The following is a 17,336-nucleotide window of genomic DNA, read 5'->3' as shown; positions in this document are numbered from 1 at the left end:
TCAGTTCATGCCTTCAATGACCGAAAGGTGATGGCCGGCCCGCCGCTCGAGCAGTTCCGCGACGATTTCGGAAATATGAGGCAGCCCTTCCAGCGTCAGATGCGGATTGCTCTGCGATGGGCGGGGCCGGTCCGGCAGCCCCTGCAGTGCATCGGCAAACCGCTGGGAATCCTCGGCTTCTTCCGGCAAAAGCATCTCGATGAGGCCGAGTTCGGCTGCGCGCCGTGCTCGGATCAGCTGTTCCTCGCGGGGCTTGACGCGCGGCACGATCAGCGCCGGCTTGTCGAATGACAGTATCTCGCAATAGGTGTTGTAGCCGCCCATAGCCACTACCGCCTTGGCGCCGGCAATCAGCTCTTCCATGCGGTTGTCGAACTCGATGATCTTGATATAGGGAATCTTGGACCCCTTCTTGAGCAGCTTGTTGCGCTTGCGCGCCGGCATGTAGGGCCCAAGCACGATCAGCGCCCTATGCTGCAACTGCGGATCCTGCTGATAGGCATCGATGACGTCGTGGATCAGTTCGGCGCCGTCACCGCCGCCACCGGTGGTAACGAGGAGATAGTCGCCCTCGGGCCGGTGGCCGGGCAACTCGTTCTTCTGCAGGCTCCGTTGCAGGAAACCGACGAACTTCATCTTTGCCCTGACAGCCGGCGGCACATCCAGGCCGGTCAACGGATCGTAGAAATCCGGCGGACCATAGGCCCAGACCTTGTCGTAGAACAGGCCTATCTTGCGCATCACATCCCTGCTTGCCCACTCTGCTTCGAGCAGATGCGGCGCGTCCATCACCTCGCGCAGGCCAAGCACGAGCGTGGTGCCCCGCGTCTTGAGGTAGGACAGCGTGTCCTCGATCTCACCGCGCAGACCGAGCGGTTCCTTGTCGACGATGAAGATATCCGGCCGGAAAGTCTCGGCTGTGTGGCGGATGATCGACTGGCGCATCCTTAGCGTCTCATGCAGATCGATATCCTTTTCCAGCGAGGTGTATTCGCCGTTGCGCAACTTGATGACGCTGGGGATCTTCACGAAGTCGACACGGGCGCGGTAGTCGAAGGCGCCAGCGATAGGCGCACCCGAAATGATAAGCACCTGAAGTCCGCGGAAATCCTCGACCAGCGAATGCGCGATCGTCCGGCAGCGCTGCAAGTGGCCAAGCCCGAACGTGTCGTGGCTGTACATGAGAATTCGAGCGTTTTGTACGTGCTGGGTCATTGTTGAACGTCTCTTAAAATTCTCGCCTTGAGGACCGTGGGCCGCAGGATTCGAAACCATCCTCGCGGGTCTACCGACCTGTTTTGGAACATGAGGGCGCAATTTTCAATTTATATTACCCAAGAGGGTCCATATGCTGAAACCAGGAAGCTGCGCCTGCTCAGCGGCCCGCTTGCCACGTGTTCCAGAAGAACCTGTATCATTTCACCGGTATTGATCCTCGCCGATGCAGATCCGTTTGCTTAGCCAGCTTGCAGAGCCCCTGTCGATCGACCGGCCCCCCATTGGCCGGCAGTGCGGTTGCCGATTTGATCGTTCGAACCGCTCGAAGATCATTTGGACCGTCGCATGAGACCAGCGAACCTATGCCTGGAACTGAGCGGATTCGGCAGTTTTTAGCCCATCAACCAAATGCTGAAGGTCCGCTTCATTCGCGTAGTGCAGGGTGGCGACCAACGCGTCGATCGTGAACTCCGAATCGAACTTGCTTATTTTAGCGTAGTGCGCGGCCGCAGCTGTCCGATCACCCAGCCAGCCATAGGCGGCCGCAACAAAGGCATGCTGGCTGGCATCCATCTTCGACAGATGCATGAAGGCCTCGACGGCTTCAGAGTATTCCCGGGCTGCAAAGTACGCTTTCCCGAGATGGCTCCAGAAGCGCTCCGGGTGGTGAGGGTTCAGCCGCATGGCCTTGCGAATCCAGTCGGCCCCTTCCTTGGGGTGGCCGAGCCAAGTCAGAAGCTCGCCCTGCTGGACCACCACGAGATCGTAGTTCGGATTGAGCGCGAGAGCGCGTTCCTGGTGGTGGCGGGCCTTGGTCAGGTCGTTGCGGCTGATGTTGATTGCCGCCAGGATTCGTTGGACATCCGCGTCGTTGGCGTCCAGCGCCTGTGCCGACTCCACCTCGCGGACAATCTCGTCGAAGGTCGCGTCCTTGTCGGCACACCAGCCGTAGCCCCAGGCTTGCCCCAGGATGCAGCCCTTCCAGGCGTGGGCATGCGCGTAGTCGGGGTCGAGCTCTACTGCCCGCGTTATCAGTTTCAGCGCCTCCTCGTTCTCGGCGCGATTGCCGCGATGGTGGCGGACCTTGGCCGCCAGCACACATTCATAAGCCGCCATGCTGGCCGGCGTCTTGCGCGCGACCAGGTCCTGCTGCGCGGCCTCGAGGCGGCCGGGCAGCGTGGCCACGATTGCCGCAGTCAGCTCATCCTGGATGGCGAACACGTCGTCCAGCTTGCGATCGTATCGCTCGGCCCAAATATGTGTGTCACTTGCCGTGTCAATCAGCTGGGCGGTGACCCTGAGTTGCCCGCCCGATTTGCGGACGCTGCCTTCCACCAGATATTGCGCGCCCAGCTTCTGGGCGATTTCGCGTAGATTCACCGACTGCCCCTTGTAGACGAAGGTGGAGTTGCGCGAGATCACGAAGAGCTCATGCCGGCGCGAAAGTTCCGTGATGATGTCCTCGGTCAGGCCATCGACGAAAAATTCCTGTTCGGGATCGCCGCTCATATTGGCGAAGGGCAGGACGGCGATCGAGGGCTTGATGACGCCACGTCGGGCGGCGGCGTTGCCCGCTGCCGAAGCAGCCTCGTCGAGTAACGCACGCCAGACCCGCACCGGCCGTGAAATGTTCTTCAGAGACTTCTCGCCCAGATCCTCGAACTTGACTTCAATGCGATCGCAGACCTGTTCGTAAACGGCTTGGGTGACGCATACCCCGCCGACATCAGCGAGCTGCTCGAGTCTCGCCGCAACGTTTACGCCGTCGCCGTAGATGTCGCCTTCATCGAAGATGATATCACCTAGGTTGATGCCAATGCGAAACTGGATACGACGGTCCTCCGGCACGTCGGTGTTGCGGCGGCGCATGCGAATCTGCATCTCTGCAGCGCAGCGTACGGCGTCCGCCACGCTTTGGAACTCGACCAGCATGCCATCGCCTGTGGTCTTGATAATTCGGCCCTGATTCTTGGCGATTGCCGGATCGATGAGCTCGATCCGGTGGGTTCTTAGCCGGGCGAGCGTGCCCTGCTCGTCGGCTTCCATGAGCCGAGAATATCCTGCCATGTCGGCTGCAAGCACTGCAGCGAGCCTGTGTTCCATACTTCAGCCTCAAAAAGACACGCAACTTTAACATGGAGTCGCTGGAATCAAAGGCTCAGCACTGACAGCGGCCACGGTCTCATGAGCGGCGATGGCGACCGCAGCAACATTCGGTAGTCGCCGCTGCCTTGGGGCTTTGGTCCCGAGATAAAATCTACGCCAAAACCGTGCTAGGATAGCCGCCGCGCGGCGCGACATGTCGTGCTTCAAGGCGGTCAGGAACGATTGTCATGCTCAATCCAATCTCCATCATGGCCGACCGGCTCGGCGACCATCTGTCAGAACTCTATCTCCAGTATTTCTCGCATCGCAATTCGGAATATGCGAGCTACATAGGGGGCGCGGCCCGCCTTGTCCTGGAGCGCATCGGCAATTCGAACGCGCTCTATCACAACATCGAGCATACGCTGATGGTTACGCTCGCTGGCCAGCAGATCATCCGCGGCCGGCTGCTGTCGGAATCCCTGACCCCCGATGACTGGCTGCACTATACCTGCGCGCTGCTTGTCCACGACATTGGCATGGTGCACGGCGTATGCGTGGGCGACACCGCGGACAGCTTCGTCATTAACGAGGCCGGCGACCGCCATACGCCACCGCGCGGCGCCTCCGACGCGGTGCTTGCGCCCTATCATATCGAGCGCGCCAAGATCTATGCGCGCCAACGTTTTGCTTCCTCGAAGTTCATCAACGAGGAGCGCATTGTAGAGGCGATCGAGATGACGCGCTTTCCGGTACCGAACGATCCGGCCTACCAGGTCACCAACACCGAGCCGGCGCTGGTCAGGGCCGCGGACCTGATCGGCCAGCTCGCTGATCCCTTCTACCACCGCAAGCTGCCGGCGCTGTTTGCCGAGTTCTCTGAGATCGGGATGGTGGAGAAGCTCGGCTGCAGGACCGCCGCCGATCTCGGCGCCATCTTCACCGATTTCTTCACGCTGCAGGTCGAGCCCTATATCGGCGACGCGATCCGCTATCTGGAGCTGACGACGGAAGGCAAGCAGTGGATCGCCAACCTCCACAGCAACCTCTTCCAGTCCGGGCATCGCCCGGCCAGGATCGGGCCGTTCCCCGGCGCGTTGCAGCCGACCTCGGCGAGCCTTTCCGTGGTAACTTGCTCGCTAACCCCTTGAAAATATTGATGATCCCGACAGGAATCGAACCTGTGACCTACAGATTAGGAAGCTTTCTGAAATCCTTGTAGGGAAACGCTTTGCAGATTCCGTGTCGCGTCTATGTCGCGCCGACAGGGTCGATTGTTTCGACAGTTTCGATGAATGCTGCCGGAATCGCCTCACGAAACATGAGGCACAGATCCAGCGACCGCCTTGGGCTCGACGGGTTATACAGTTGCCAAGCGAACTCGGTTAAGAGTGTTCGCACTAGGTTGGGGTATAGATCAATCCGTCTGGTTTCATCGATTGGAAAGAACGGGTGAGCCCCATCTAGGGCAAGGCTACCGGGGAGGATCACCTGAACAAGTCTCGATTTGCCACGACTCTTGAGCAGAGGCAAGAGTTCATCGAGACCCGCCGACTGCAACATGCGCCTGTCAAACTCCGACCCCTCGAACAGATACTCGTAGTCTTGGAACATGGCCATTCGAGATAGGGCGACGTGTACTTGCTTTTCGCGGCCACCCATTCCATGGCGCTTTGATGTATCAAGAGCTCGATCCCGGCTCAACGCATCAGCGATTCTTGAATCTGCCCCACGAAGCCAGTCGATACGCTCAGCGAGAACGAGCGGCCGGAGCCCGTTTGCGGCAATGTTTTCCGCCTGATCATGACGCGATCTGACCCTAACCGGTCATACCTGGGCCGAGATGGAGCGTCTCAGTTGGGCGGAAAGTTGCCGTTGGGCTCACCTGCCAGAACGAGCAGATCTCACCTCGCGCCGGTCTGCCCGACCGCATCGCAGTGGCATCGTCCTCACGGTTTTCAGGCCTGAAGCGCGGCCTTGGCCTCCCGCTCGCACGGCCCCAAGCGTCTGGCACCAGGTTTTTTTGCCGGCGAATATATTTGACAGGCCCGACCATGATCTGATGGCGGTCACCTAGCCTCGCTGGTATGCTAGCCTCATCGTGATAGGTATGGAGTTCCAGTCATGGAAGCGGAAGAGATGCAGGCGATTGCTGACACCCTCATGCGTGTCGTGACGCCAGGTATGAACCCCAAGCAGCTGCTGAAAGCCGCAAGGAAAGAGCATCCGAAGGCCTCGAAAAAGGACATCGTGTGGGCGGCCTTCTTTTCAATCATCGCCAATGCCGAAGAAGACCACGGAAGGACAAAGAACCTAAAGGCAATCGCCGAAGCCGAGCGCGTTGGCAGCAAAGCCCATTGAGGTCACGCCCCTTTTGGGTCCAACGATTGCCGACCGGACTGCAATCCGCGAGCAGCAGATCGAGGCTTGCCACGACATGATCGCGTGGGAAGCCTCTCATGATATCACATGAGCGAAGTCGAGCTGAAATTCATCCTCGACGAAGCGTCGCCCACCGAATTCTGGGCGCGCGTGAAGGCATCGAAACTGGCCAAGGGCAGGCCAACGACGAAGACGCTGAGAAGCATCTATCTGGACACCCCCGAACACGCGCTGAAGAAGGCCGGGATGGCGTTGAGGATCAGGCACGACGGAGCGCGTGTTCCGATCGTCCTGACCAGCCGAGCGGATTCGGTACGGACGCGGCTGGCCTCGGCTGCAGTGGGAACGATTCTCGCCGCCGCGCGGCGTGCGAGCGGGCCCCTGCTCAAGGTGTGACGCACATGGATGTGATCCTTGTTCTAAATGCCGGTTCGTCGAGCCTGAAGTTCCAGATTTTCGCCGTGGGCTCCAAAGGGCCCGAGCGGCAGGTAAAAGGTCAAATCGACGGCATCGGCGTGCACCCTCGCTTTCGCGCCGCAAATGCCGCAGGCGCGGTGCTGATTGACGAGCGGGCCGAGGTGAAGGCAATCCCTGATCTGCCCGCCGCGACCCGCGCGCTAAAGGACTGGCTGCGTGCGCTTTCAGGTTATTCGCTGCAGGCGGTCGGCCATCGCGTGGTACATGGCGGACCGGATTATTCCGCGCCCGTGTGCATCGACGACATCGTGCTGGAGCGGTTGCGAGCCCTCGAGGCGCTGGCGCCGCTGCACCAGCCCAACAACCTGGCCCCGATCCGTCTCGTGCGCGAGCTTGCCCCCGATTTGCCGCAGGTCGCCTGTTTCGACACCGCCTTTCACCGCAACCATCCGGCGGTGGCCGATTGCTATGCAATCCCCCGAGCCTTGCACGACGAAGGCGTGCGGCGCTATGGCTTTCATGGCCTCTCCTACGAATATGTCTCGCAGCGTCTGAGCGAGGTGGCCCCCGAGATTGCGAATGGCCGCGTGATCGTGGCACATTTGGGCAGCGGCGCGTCGATGTGCGCGTTGAAGGCCCGACGGAGCGTGGACAGCACCATGGGCTTCACCGCGCTGGACGGCCTGCCAATGGGCACGCGGCCGGGGCAGATCGACCCCGGAGTGGTGCTGTATCTGATCGATCAGAAGGGAATGACGGCGGCCGAAGTGTCGAGCCTTCTCTACCAGGACTCTGGCTTGAGGGGACTCTCGGGCGTGTCGAACGACATGCGCGAGCTTCTGGCCTGCGACGATCCCCGTGCGGCTTTCGCCATTGACTACTTCGTCCAGCGCTGTGTGATGAACATCGGCGGGCTTGCGGCTGCTATGGATGGCGTGGACGCGCTGGTTTTTACTGCGGGCATCGGCGAGAACGCGCCCGAGATCCGCGCTCGTATCGCGTCCAGGCTAGGCTGGCTGGGAGCGGCTCTCGATCCGCAGGCCAATGCCGCCGCTGCCACGGTGATATCTGCCCCCGGTTCGGCGCTGCGCCTGATGGTGGTCCCCACCGATGAGGAACTGATGATCGCGCGGCAGACCCTGGCGCTGCTGCCCTCCAGCATTTGATCAACCGGAGATACACATGACCCTTCCCATCGCCAAGGCAAGGCTGCTCGAAGGCAAGCGCGGCCTGATCGTCGGTATCGCCAACGACCCGTCTATCGCCTGGGGCTGTGCCCGTGCCTTCCGTGCTCTTGGGGCCGAGCTAGCGATCACCTATCTGTCCGACAAGGCTAAGCCTCATGTCGAGCCGCTTGCGCGCGAGGTCGAGGCCAAGCTGTTCCTGCCGCTGGACGTCATGCAGGACGGGCAGATGGAGACGGTCTTTGACCGCAGGATTGGGGAAAGCTCGATTTTGTAATCCACTCAATCGCATTTTCGCCGAAGGATACACTGCAGGGCCGGGTTACCGATGCCCCGCGCGACGGGTTCCTGAGGACCATGGACGTCTCCTGCTGGTCATTCCTGCGCATGGCCCATCTGGCCGAGCCCCTAATGGAGGATGGCGGTACGCTTTTCACCATGACCTATTATGGCGCACAGATGGTGGTCGAGAATTACAACATCATGGGGGTGGCCAAGGCAGCTCTGGAAAGTGCCGTACGATACGTGGCGGCGGAACTGGGTCCTAAGGGCATCCGCGTCCATGCGGTATCGCCAGGCCCATTAGCCACCCGCGCAGCCTCGGGTATCGCCGAGTTCGACTTGCTGCTGGACAAGGCCCGCACCAGGTCGCCCGCACGTAAGCTAGTGACAATCGACGAGGTGGGCGCGACCTGCGCCTTCCTCGCGCTGGATGTCGCGCAATCGATGACCGGGCAGGTGATCTATGTGGATGGTGGCTATCACATCGTCGACTGAAGCAGGAACTATCGCACGGGCCAATCCGGTTGGCACCTTCGGTGAAGTAGGCGTCCGGAATGACCCCACCAGCTTTTTGACCGGAGGCAGTACCGATGACAGCGCCCCTTGCCGGCCTGGCGTGCGAACGCGTTTCTGGAGAGCCGACGGCCGGCTTCCAGTCGGTCGGAACAAGCTGCCCCGACTTCAAACGGCACCCCGTCGCGCTGATGCCACCGTATTTGACGACTAACAGTCGGCAAGCTTGGTATACGCTAATCTCGTCCTGAATTGTTCTGTGCCTAAAGCGCTTTTTATGCGACACTGCGACAGGCTTTAGAGATGCGGGGATGGCTTCCCGATCTGCTGACCCTGCCCGTAGCAATTTTCGGATCGACAGGTTCCGAGCAGCGCATGTATCGCTGCAAATTTTGTTGGCTATCGCCCTAGCCTAAAGTTTGGTCGGGCGGCGTCAGTGTAGACTTCGATAGGAGGTTTCGATGTCTGAGGTTCTGGCTGCAAAAAAAGAAAACAAGAGAACGGACAATAAACGGACGGAAGGAGAACATCTAACCGCGGAGGAGCTTCGCCTGTTGGATGCGTATTGGCGAGCATCAAACTATCTTTCGGTCGGCCAAATCTATCTTCTCGACAATCCCCTGCTGCGGGAACCATTGAAGCGCGAGCACATCAAACCACGACTTCTCGGCCACTGGGGAACGTCTCCAGGATTGAACATGCTTTATGTTCACCTCAACCGGATCATCAAACGCGACGAACTCAACATGATCTACGTCATAGGGCCCGGGCACGGTGGCCCGTCCCTGGTTGCGCACGGCTATCTGGAAGGAACCTACAGCGAGTTCTATCCAAACATCAGCCAAGACGCGGAGGGCATGAAGAGGCTATTCAAGCAGTTCAGCTTCCCCGGCGGTATTCCGAGCCACGTTGCGCCAGAGACGCCTGGCAGTATTCACGAAGGCGGTGAGCTAGGATACGCCTTGAGCCATGCATATGGCGCAACTTTCGACAACCCGGATCTGATCGTCGCCTGCATCGTCGGCGATGGCGAGGCGGAAACCGGCCCACTCGCGACTGGTTGGCATGGCAACAAATTCCTTAACCCGGCCCGCGACGGTTGTGTGCTTCCGATCCTCCATCTCAACGGCTACAAGATCGCCAACCCTTGCTTTCTTGCGCGCATCCCCAAAGAGGAACTGCGGAAGTTCTTTGAGGGCATGGGCTACGCGCCCTACTTCGTCGAGGGGCGCGATCCGGCCGACGTCCATCAGCAGTTGGCAGGCGTGCTCGACACTGCAGTGGCCGAGATCAGGCGGATCTGGGCTGAGGCGCGCAACAAGGGCAACCTGAAGCGGCCTGCGTGGCCGATGATCGTCTTTCGCACTCCGAAGGGGTGGACGTGCCCGGAAGAGATCGATGGCAAGAAGTGTGAAGATTATTGGCGTTCACACCAGGTTCCCATGGGCGAAATGGACAAGCCGGAACACATTCGAATTCTCGAACGGTGGATGAAGAGCTACAGGCCGGAAGAGTTGTTCGACGACGATGGCCGGCTCAAATCCGAACTGGCGGCGCTGGCCCCCACGGGCCATGGCCGAATGAGCGACAATCCGCACGCTAATGGCGGACTGCTCCTCCGCGACCTCAAGATGCCGGATTTCCGCGACTATGCGGTGACTGTTCCCAGCCCTGGCGCAACCACGGCCGAGTCCGCGCGCGCGATGGGCAAGTTTCTCCGCGACGTGATGAAATTAAATTTGGAAAACAAGAACTTCCGCTTGTTCAGCCCGGACGAAAACAACTCCAATCGCTGGCAGGATGTGCTCGAGGTCACTGACCGCTGCTACATGGCCGAGATCTACCCCGAAGACGACCACCTCTCGCCTGACGGGCGTGTGATGGAGGTGCTCAGCGAACATCAGTGCCAGGGTTGGCTGGAAGGATATTTGCTAACAGGCCGCCACGGTTTCTTCTCCTGTTACGAGGCGTTCATCCACATCATCGATTCGATGTTCAACCAGCACGCCAAGTGGCTGAAGGTGTGCAACCATATCCCTTGGCGCCGGCCGATCGCCTCTCTGAACTACTTCCTGAGCTCGCATGTCTGGCGTCAGGACCACAATGGCTTCAGTCACCAGGATCCCGGCTTTATCGATCATGTCGTGAACAAGAAGGCGGAGGTCATCCGGATCTACCTGCCGCCGGACGCCAACACGCTGCTGTCGGTGACCGACCACTGCCTGCGCAGCCGCAACTACGTCAACGTCGTGGTCGCCGGTAAGCAACCGGCGCCACAGTGGCTTAGCATGGACGAGGCCATCAAGCACTGCGCCGAGGGCCTTGGCATCTGGAAGTGGGCAAGCAACGACGAGGGTTACGAGCCCGACGTAGTCATGGCCTGTTGCGGCGATGTACCGACTTTGGAGACTTTGGCCGCCGTCGAGCTTATCCGCAAGCACCTGCCGGACCTAAAAGTGCGTGTGGTCAACGTGGTGAACCTGATGAAACTGCAGCCACAGAGCGAACATCCGCACGGTTTGTCGGACCGCGATTTCGATGCGCTGTTCACCAAGGACAAGCCGATCATATTCGCGTTCCACGGCTACCCGTGGCTGATCCATCGTTTGACCTATCGCCGGACGAACCACGATAACCTGCACGTACGCGGCTACAAGGAAGAGGGCACGACGAGCACGCCGTTCGACATGGTGGTGCTGAATGACCTCGACCGGTTCCATCTGGCGGAGGACGTGATCGACCGCCTGCCGCAGTTGGGCGCTCGCGCTGCCTACTTCAAACAGGCAATTCACGAAAGGCTGATAGAACACCGACAGCACATTGAACGGTACGGCGATGACATGCCGGCAATCAGCGGCTGGAAATGGGGCCTGAGCGGCAAGTCCGCCAAGTCCGCTAAGTCGCAAAAGACCTCGACGGAAGGGGACAACATTTGAATTGTGGTACAACCGCAGGCCTGCCGCATTTACACGATGTCCGAGTGAACCGCGCTTAACAGGGCACGTTTGCGCTATGCCCGAATTGCCGTCAACCGACGCAGACCTGGACCGGCCGCCGACCGATCAGGACCTGGCCCGCCTGCAACTTACGACACTGTTGTACTACCTGCATGAAACGAACCCGGACAACGGTCTGGTCCGCGACAAGACGGAGCCCAACGCCCCGGCGAGCATCGCGGCCATCGGCATGGCCCTGGCCACGCTTCCCGTCATCGTGGAGCGGAGCGTTGTCATACGCAAATTCGCGGCAAAGATCGCCCGCAAGCGACTGCGATACCTGCTGGAATGTCCTCAGGGGCCAGAAGCGGACGCATCCGGCTACAAAGGCTTCTTCTACCATTTCCTGGACATCGAAACTGGTCGCCGGGTCTGGCAATGCGAATTGTCCACCATCGACTCGGCGTTTCTCTTCGCAGGTGCTCTCACGGTTGCCACCTATTTCGATCTGGACAGCCCGGAAGAAGCCGAAATCCGTGATCTCGCCACGACGCTTTACGAGCGTGCCGATTGGCAATGGGCCTGCAATGGAGATGTATCCCTGACACACGGCTGGCGCCCGGAAACCGGGTTCATCCCCCATCGATGGCACGGCTATGACGAGGCTTTGCTACTCTATATCCTCGGTCTGGGCTCGCCGACGCACCCGTTGCAGCGCGAGAGCTATTCCGCCTACACCGCAACCTACGAATGGAAGAAGATCTACGGCCGCGAGCTGCTCTATTCCGGGCCGCTTTTTACCCATCAGCTGTCACACATGTGGGTGGACTTCCGAGGCATTCGCGACGACTTCATGCGGCAGCGTGACAGCGACTATTTCCAGAACAGCCGGCAGGCAACGTTCGTCCAGCAAGAGTATGCGATTAGAAACCCGATGGGGTTCGCTGGCTACGGGAAATATTGTTGGGGATTCACCGCGTGCGATGGACCCGGATGGATCACGCGAACCGTCGGTGGCGTAGAGCGGCAGTTCTTCGATTATACGGCGCGCGGCGCTCCGTTCGGCCCCGACGACGGAACCGTCGCACCATGGGTGGTGATAGCCTCGCTGCCATTCGCGCCGGAGATCGTCGTCCCCACGATCCGTAACTTTGCCCGGATGAACCTCGGCATGACACGCCTCTACGGGTTCAAACCATCGTTCAACCAGTCGTATGCCATGGACGATAGTCCCACCGGTTGGTGGGTAACGCCCTGTCACTTCGGCATCGACCAAGGACCCGTCGTGCTAATGATCGAAAACTATCGAACGGGCCTGCTCTGGAACATCATGCGTCGCTGTACGCCGATAGTGGCCGGTTTACGACGAGCAGGCTTTTCAGGGGGTTGGCTGCATCAGGCCAGTGATCCAGATCGGAGGCCATGAAGCCTCGCGGTTGCGCGGCTCAAGAAGGACGAGAAGCGATGAAGGTCAAGGATGTGATGGCGACGACAGTCGTCACTGTGTCGCCGGACAACAGCGTCAGGCGCGCCGCCGGTATCATGTTGGACAAGCATGTGAGCGGTCTCCCCGTGGTCGACGATAAGGGCATGCTGGTCGGGCTGATCAGCGAAGGCGATCTCCTCCGAAGATCCGAACTCGGGCTCCCCACCATTGCTGCATCCGAACACCTCGTATCTTCGGAGGAAAGGGCTAACGCCTATGTGAAGAGCCATGCCTGGAAAGTGGGAGATGTCATGAGCCGCAACGTGATCACAGTCGACGAGGAAGCGGATCTGTCCCATGTGGCGACGCTGATGGCGGAAAACGGCGTCAAGCGGCTGCCGGTGATCCGGAACGGGAAGCTGGTGAGCATTGTAAGCCGTGCCGACCTCCTGCACGCGATCGCTACCGCCAGGTTTGATGATACGGCCGCCGGCGACGAAGCAATACGCCGCAGCATCGTGACGCGCCTCAACGAGGATATCGGCCTGAAGTCCGCCAACGTGACGGTCACCGTAGTGGACGGCCTGGCCCATCTCTGGGGAACCGCCTCTGCAGCGAGCCGGAAGGCAGCCTGTGTTGTTGCCGAGGGCGTGAGGGGCGTCAAAGGCGTGATTGAGCATTTCCCCGACGCTGGAGGTCGATCGGCCTAATCGTGGGAGGCTGACTGGATCGGGATCGGTGATCCCGCCGCAACAATGAGGTAGTCGCACAATGGCGAAGCTGGTTATTGGAGTGCGGTCAAAGGACGATGGCCCGGCAAACGTGACAGATACTTCCGCCGCCGCCATCCTCTCTAACGGTCGCTATAGCGTCTTACTCACTCCCTCGGGCGCCGGTTGGTCGAGCTGGCAGGACTTTGATGTTACTCGCTGGCGCGAGGATGCCACACGAGACTGCTGGGGCGGGTTTTGCTATGTTCGAGATCTAGCGAGCAACACGCTTTGGTCCATCGGAAATCAGCCAGTTTCCTCACCGCAGAACATCCATAAGCACAGTTTTCATAGTGACAGGGCCGAATTCTCTAATCGCGCCGGGGACATCGAGATTTCTTGGGCCGTATGTGTGGCACCACATGCCGATGCGGAGGTTCGCGCGCTTAATGTTGAAAACCGCGGCGCGGGGAAACGCACTCTCGAATTCACAAGCTATTCCGAAATTTGTCTGAACAACCGGCGCGCGGACATGGCACATCCAGCGTTCGCCAAGCTGTTCGTCGAAACGGAATATGACGGGAAAACGAGCGCCCTGTTCGCGCGTCGGAGACCACGCGACGCAAAGGAGAAGCCGATCTGGGGCGTCCATGCTTCGGCATCAAGTCAGCAATCCATACGGAACGTCGAATGCGAGACAGATCGCGTGAAGTTTCTCGGACGAGGGCGCACGCCGGCAAACCCTTCAATATTTGATACGGACGCCGCACTTTCAGGCACGACCGGCCCCGTACTGGATCCAATCTTCTCCCTTCGAAGGAGAATCCAACTGGAGCCCGGCGAGTCCGCTCGCCTTGCCTTCGTGACGGGTGCCGGCGACGATAGAGAGGTGGTCCAGGCAATCGCGGAGCAATTCTCCAGCATCGAATCGGTTGATTCGACGTTCTCCCAAACTTCGGAAAGGTGCCGCGCGGAGCTTCAAGACATTCAGCTGGATCCGGACGACGTTCTACTGTTTTACCGCATGATCGGAAGTATTGCATTCACCAATCCGAATACCCGTCAGGCGGTGGATTTCAAGAGCAAGGGGTTTAATCGGTCAGTTCTCTGGTCGCGCGGAATTTCGGGTGACCTTCCAATACTGCTGGCTCGCGTCGGAGCTGGAGACGAAACTCTTATTCGCGAAATCCTTCTGGGGCATGAATTCAGCCGTGGCCGAGGGTTGCGATATGACCTGGTCCTGTTTGACGAGCGCGGTTCCAGTAGCGCCGGTCACCTGGTTAAGGAACTGAAGGCGAGTCCCAGAGCGGAGTTCGTGGACAAACCGGGAGGCATCTTTGTCCTGTCTCCAGCCACCGCTTCAGACGACGATATAGCAACGATTTCTGCCGCCGCGCGCGTCGTTCTCCTTAGCAATAGGGGTTCACTCGCAGCTCAGCTTGATCGGCAAAACGTGGCTTCCTCGCTTCCGCCAAAATTGGTGGTGTCTCGAAAGGACGAGCCAACCAAGCCGCCGGCTTCCAGTCGGGTCGATGATTTGCTTTTTTGGAACGGCATGGGCGGGTTCTCGGCAGACGGACGGGAATACACCATCTCGGTTGAGTTTGGATCGCAGGGACCTGTCCTACCTCCGGCACCCTGGAGCAACGTCCTAGCGAACGAAAACTTTGGCTGCCTCGCAACCGAAGCCGGTTTTGGATACAGCTGGGCGGGCAACAGTCAAATGAACCGGCTGACGCCTTGGTCGAATGACCCGGTTTCAGATTCGCCCGGCGAAGTAGTGTACCTGAGAGACGAAGAAACCGGCGCGATCTGGACCCCGACGCCGTTGCCGCTTGGAAATCCTACGACCGTCTCCGTTCAACACGGCCAAGGTTACACCCGCTACGAAGCCCAGAGCAGACAATTGCATCAAATGCTCACTGTTCATGTTCCGCGGCACGATGGGATCAAGGTTCTAAATCTGAGATTGGACAATACCGGGAGACGAACGCGCCACCTATCAGCGACGTATTTCGTCGAATGGGTGCTGGGGGCCCATCGTGAGAATGCTGCAATGCAGGTGGTCTGCAAACGCGATGCTGTTTCTGGAGCCATTGCGGCAAAGAATCTATGGTCCGACGATTTCGCCGGAAAACTGGCCTTTGTTGCCGCCAGCCCAGTGGCGAATTCGGCCACTTCCGACCGGACCGAGTTTCTCGGGAAATACGGGTCCGTATTCAACCCATTGGGGTTGAAACGGACTAAGCTCGCAGGACGTTTCGATTCCCTGCAAGACCCCTGTGCTGCGCTGATGGTAGACATCTCCTTGCCGCCCGGCGAGAGCACGGAAATTGTTTTTGTTCTTGGACAAGCTGATGGACAGGATGATCTCCGCAAACTTGTTCGGAAATATGCCAATCCCCAGCGTGCTCGCGAAAGCCTCGCCGCGACTTGCAGCCAGTGGGACGACATCCTGAACACGATACAGATCTCGACACCGGATACCGGCCTGAATTTGATGATGAACCGCTGGCTGCTGTACCAGGTGTTGGCTTGCCGCGTTTGGGCACGCACTTCAAACTATCAATCTGGCGGGGCGTACGGGTTCAGAGATCAGCTTCAGGACGTGATGGCGCTGGTTTACTGCGCTCCTGACGAGACCCGCTCACACATACTGCGATCGGCAGGCCGTCAATTCAGGGAGGGTGATGTCCAGCACTGGTGGCACCCTCCTTCGGGTGTCGGAGTGCGCACGCGCATGACTGACGACTTGTATTTCCTGCCCTATGTCGTCCAGCACTATGTCTTGGCGACGGGCGACTTCGGGTTGCTCGAGGAGAAGGTTCCGTTCATCAATTCGCCCGTACTGAGGGATGATCAGGAGGAGGATTTCAATAAACCCGAAATCAGCGAGGAGACAGTCACCGTCTACGAACATTGCATACGCGCGCTAGAGCATGGTTTGCGTCTGGGCTCTCATGGCTTGCCCCTGATGGGAACGGGCGACTGGAACGACGGTATGAACAAAGTTGGTGCTGAAGGCATGGGCGAGAGCGTCTGGAACGGCTGGTTCTTCCTAACTGTCCTAAGATCATTCGCCCCAATTTGCACCTCACGAGATGACGCAAGCCTTGCCGAATGGTGCTTTGAGCGAGCCGAGACTTTGCGAGTAGCTCTCGAAGCTACCGCCTGGGACGGCGCTTGGTATCGCCGAGCCTATTTCGACGATGGCACCCCCCTCGGGTCGTCTCAGAACGACGAATGCCAGATCGATGCCATCCCGCAGGCATGGTCCGTCATTTCCGGCAAAGCTGATCGCGAACGGGCCTCGCGGGCGATGGACGCGGTCTACGAAAGGCTTGTGCGCGAGACTGAAGGGCTGATAGCCCTTTTTGACCCACCATTTGACGCCGGCACGTTGCAGCCGGGCTACATCAAGGGCTACGTCCCCGGTATCCGGGAGAACGGCGGTCAATATACCCATGCTGCCGCGTGGGTTGTCTGGGCAACTGCACTATTGGGTGACGGTGAGCGCGCCGTGAGGCTTTGGAACCTGCTTAATCCCATTAGCCACGGAACGACCAAAGATCAGGTCGTGCGTTACAAGGTAGAGCCCTACGTGGTCAGCGCCGACGTCTACGGCGCTCCTCCCCATACGGGACGCGGTGGGTGGACTTGGTACACGGGTTCAGCCGGGTGGATGTACAGAGTGGCGCTGGAGGCAATCCTCGGTCTCCGCCGCCAAGGTCAGTTCCTCCTATTTCAGCCCTGCGTTCCCGCAAGCTGGTCGGGCTACCAGATCACCTATCGGCACCGTCGTGCGACTTATGAGATCCGCTTCGACAATTCTTCCGGCGCTGGCCGAGGGGTGCGCTCGGTCATGATGGATGGGGTCCTTTTGCCAGACGGAAATGTTCCTCTCAGGGACGAAGACCTGACACACGATGTGCGCGTCACAATCGGTCAGTGATCACGATTGATCGGTGGTCATCCGTCCAGGTCCACCGACCATCTTTACCGCATTCAACAATCGCTTGATAAATATTGCGCTCGTTTCCGCCTTTTTCCGATGTTGATGCAAGTGTTCGAACGCCCGGACAATAGCCCCAGTATTTTCTGGAGCTGTTCGGAACCCAACGTCATCTCGACCCGATCCAGCAGGACGAACCTTGGTGTTCCAAAAGCACTTCGCAAGTGCCAG

At 59.3% G+C, this 17,336-nt stretch carries 11 protein-coding genes and 1 pseudogene; 9 read left to right on the top strand and 3 right to left on the bottom strand.

Annotation, left to right across the window (positions count from 1 at the left end; all coding sequences use genetic code 11):
* Positions 1-1,215: a glycosyltransferase family protein gene (locus ACSQ3Z_RS00060; protein ID WP_436169395.1), complete on the bottom strand. Its 1,215-nt coding sequence runs from the start codon at positions 1,213-1,215 to the stop codon at positions 1-3.
* 363 nt (positions 1,216-1,578) lie between these two features.
* Complete coding sequence (locus ACSQ3Z_RS00055) at positions 1,579-3,321, bottom strand: adenylate/guanylate cyclase domain-containing protein (protein WP_436169394.1); 1,743 nt, start codon at positions 3,319-3,321, stop codon at positions 1,579-1,581.
* A 230-nt stretch (positions 3,322-3,551) separates the two neighbouring features.
* On the opposite strand from ACSQ3Z_RS00055, the gene ACSQ3Z_RS00050 reads away from it, so the two are divergent.
* The 9 genes and pseudogenes from ACSQ3Z_RS00050 (at position 3,552) to ACSQ3Z_RS00010 (ending at position 17,105) form a co-directional block, all read left to right on the top strand.
* Positions 3,552-4,454: a metal-dependent phosphohydrolase gene (locus tag ACSQ3Z_RS00050; RefSeq protein ID WP_436169393.1), complete on the top strand. Its 903-nt coding sequence runs from the start codon at positions 3,552-3,554 to the stop codon at positions 4,452-4,454.
* Positions 4,455-5,427: 973 nt separating this feature from the next.
* On the top strand, positions 5,428-5,664 hold the full coding sequence (locus ACSQ3Z_RS00045) for a hypothetical protein (RefSeq protein ID WP_436169392.1): 237 nt from the start codon (positions 5,428-5,430) through the stop codon (positions 5,662-5,664).
* Between the two features lie 108 nt (positions 5,665-5,772).
* On the top strand, positions 5,773-6,081 hold the full coding sequence (locus ACSQ3Z_RS00040; protein WP_436169391.1) for a CYTH domain-containing protein: 309 nt from the start codon (positions 5,773-5,775) through the stop codon (positions 6,079-6,081).
* A 5-nt stretch (positions 6,082-6,086) separates the two neighbouring features.
* Positions 6,087-7,268: an acetate/propionate family kinase gene (locus ACSQ3Z_RS00035; RefSeq protein WP_436169390.1), complete on the top strand. Its 1,182-nt coding sequence runs from the start codon at positions 6,087-6,089 to the stop codon at positions 7,266-7,268.
* 16 nt (positions 7,269-7,284) lie between these two features.
* Positions 7,285-8,063 (top strand): annotated as a pseudogene (gene fabI / locus ACSQ3Z_RS00030) (enoyl-ACP reductase FabI).
* Positions 8,064-8,542: 479 nt separating this feature from the next.
* Positions 8,543-11,017, top strand: a complete 2,475-nt coding sequence (locus tag ACSQ3Z_RS00025; RefSeq protein ID WP_436169389.1) for a phosphoketolase family protein — start codon at positions 8,543-8,545, stop codon at positions 11,015-11,017.
* A gap of 76 nt (positions 11,018-11,093) precedes the next feature.
* Positions 11,094-12,443, top strand: a complete 1,350-nt coding sequence (locus ACSQ3Z_RS00020) for a glucoamylase family protein (protein ID WP_436169388.1) — start codon at positions 11,094-11,096, stop codon at positions 12,441-12,443.
* A gap of 38 nt (positions 12,444-12,481) precedes the next feature.
* Positions 12,482-13,153, top strand: a complete 672-nt coding sequence (locus ACSQ3Z_RS00015) for a CBS domain-containing protein (RefSeq protein WP_436169387.1) — start codon at positions 12,482-12,484, stop codon at positions 13,151-13,153.
* A 61-nt stretch (positions 13,154-13,214) separates the two neighbouring features.
* Positions 13,215-17,105, top strand: a complete 3,891-nt coding sequence (locus ACSQ3Z_RS00010) for a GH36-type glycosyl hydrolase domain-containing protein (RefSeq protein WP_436169386.1) — start codon at positions 13,215-13,217, stop codon at positions 17,103-17,105.
* Here the strand turns inward: ACSQ3Z_RS00010 and ACSQ3Z_RS00005 are convergent.
* On the bottom strand, positions 17,106-17,336 hold a 231-nt coding region (locus ACSQ3Z_RS00005), incomplete at its 5' end, for a hypothetical protein (RefSeq protein WP_436169385.1). It abuts the gene before it with no gap.

It is taken from the genome of Mesorhizobium sp. LjNodule214 (assembly GCF_964252735.1).
GTDB lineage: Bacteria > Pseudomonadota > Alphaproteobacteria > Rhizobiales > Rhizobiaceae > Mesorhizobium.
The sequence above is the reverse complement of the archived record's forward strand: the minus strand, read 5'-3'. Positions and strand labels throughout refer to the sequence as shown.